The sequence below is a fragment of the Streptomyces sp. WAC05292 genome (assembly GCF_003949955.1).
GTDB lineage: Bacteria > Actinomycetota > Actinomycetes > Streptomycetales > Streptomycetaceae > Streptomyces > Streptomyces globosus.
Genome location: NZ_RPSE01000624.1, coordinates 1 through 2,025 on the forward strand (window position 1 = coordinate 1; position 2,025 = coordinate 2,025).

Annotated in this window: 1 protein-coding gene and 1 pseudogene; one reads left to right on the plus strand and one right to left on the minus strand. The window is 70.6% G+C overall.

The window, feature by feature from the left end; genetic code table 11:
* Positions 1–1,053, plus strand: a pseudogene (locus EF903_RS31780) (vitamin B12-dependent ribonucleotide reductase); the annotation flags it as partial.
* Between the two features lie 111 nt (positions 1,054–1,164).
* On the opposite strand, the gene EF903_RS31785 reads toward EF903_RS31780, so the two are convergent.
* Positions 1,165–2,025, minus strand: an 861-nt coding sequence (locus EF903_RS31785) for a hypothetical protein (protein WP_260616196.1), incomplete at its 5' end; no start/stop codon positions are given.

Here is a 2,025-nt window from a genome sequence, read left to right on the forward strand (position 1 = left end):
ATCGTCGCCCACATCGCCGAGCACGGCAACGTGATCGACGCCCCCGGCCTGAAGACCGAGCACTACGAGGTCTTCGACTGCGCCATGGGCGAGCGCTCCATCTCCCCGATGGGCCACGTCCGCATGATGGCCGCGATCCAGCCCTGGATCTCCGGCGCGATCTCCAAGACGGTCAACATGCCGGAGTCGGCGACCGTCGAGGAGATCGAGGAGATCTACTTCGAGGCGTGGAAGATGGGCGTCAAGGCGCTCGCGATCTACCGCGACAACTGCAAGGTCGGCCAGCCGCTCTCCGCCAAGAAGAAGGAGGAGGAGAAGGCCGAGGTCACCGAGAAGACCGAGGAGACGATCCGCGCGGCGGTCGAGAAGGTCATCGAGTACCGCCCCGTCCGCAAGCGCCTCCCCAAGGGCCGCCCGGGGATCACCACCTCCTTCACCGTCGGCGGCGCCGAGGGCTACATGACGGCCAACTCCTACCCGGACGACGGCCTCGGCGAGGTCTTCCTGAAGATGTCGAAGCAGGGCTCGACCCTCGCGGGCATGATGGACGCCTTCTCGATCGCCGTGTCGGTCGGCCTCCAGTACGGCGTGCCGCTGGAGACCTACGTCTCGAAGTTCACGAACATGCGCTTCGAGCCCGCCGGCATGACGGACGACGCGGACGTGCGGATGGCGCAGTCGATCGTCGACTACATCTTCCGCCGCCTGGCCCTGGACTTCCTGCCCTTCGAGACCCGCTCGGCGCTCGGCATCCACACCGCCGAGGAGCGCCAGCGCCACCTGGAGACCGGCTCCTACGAGCCGCTCGACGAGGAGATCGACACGGAGTCCCTGGCCCAGTCCGCCCCGCTCGCGGCGGTCACCACGGCCCCGCAGGCCCAGCCCGCGCCGGTCCCGGCCCCGAAGACGGCGCACTCCAGCGCCGAACTCGTCGAGATGCAGCTCGGCGTCTCCGCCGACGCCCCGCTCTGCTTCTCCTGCGGAACGAAGATGCAGCGCGCCGGCTCCTGCTACATCTGCGAGGGCTGCGGCTCCACCAGCGGCTGCAGCTGAACCGGGCGGCACCGCGTCTGATGCACCGTTGAGCATCGGCTGCTGAGCGCGCCGGTCCGAGCAGGGAGAGGGCGCCGGCCAAGGGTCGGCGCCCTCTCCCGTCTCCGGGGCTCAGCAGTCGTAGCGGTGGGTGTACGGCGTGCCGGGGCAGACGCGGCAGACGAAGAAGTACATGCCGCCGAGGTCGCCCAGGCACATGCCGTGCCCGAACGTGTCGAGGACGGCGGGATCGGCCTCGGCCAGCCAGGACGGGACTGCGGCTCCGCCGCGCGGGTCCCGGTCGTCCAGGGGGAGCCAACGCCCTCCGCCCGGTTCGGTCGCGGTGATGCTGACCAGGTGCTCCATACGGGTGCCGCAGCCCGCGCAGTCGGGCCAGTCGGGCTGCTGGGTCCACCCCGGATAGCCGCCGACCTTGCTCTGCTGCGTGGTGGCCACCGCAAAGTAGTCGTAGCCCCGTTCCGCCTCCATGGCCTCGAACCGCTCGCCGAGCAGGTCGGCGAGCCCCTCGGGCAGATCCCAGTTCGGGTACTCCACGGCCGCGGTGGGGGACACCGCGCACGCGCGAGGCAGGTAGTCCTCCTCCGCGGTGTGCGGGCGCGGCGGTTCCCCGGCAACGGCGCCTGCGGCCGTCTGCTCCGTGCTGCGCCAGAGCAGACGAGGGCCGGCCGCGTACTGGTCGTCCTGGTGCACGAGCGGGCACCACAGGATCTGCAAGAGGTCGGTGCCGGCCGGGAAGTCGAGACCGGGTACGTCCCGTGCGTACAACTGGACCACCGGGACCATGGCGACCGGCTCGGGCCCGACGGGCGAGTCGAGCGGCTTGTAGTGGTCCGGTTCGGCGCAGGTCGGCCAGGGCTCGTCGGCCGGCCACAGAAGCGGTCCGCCGACGGAGCTGTCACCCGGGCCCGGCTGCCCGGCCCGGGGATAGAGGAGGGTGACCGCGCGGGACGCACCTTTCAACTCCGGAAAGAC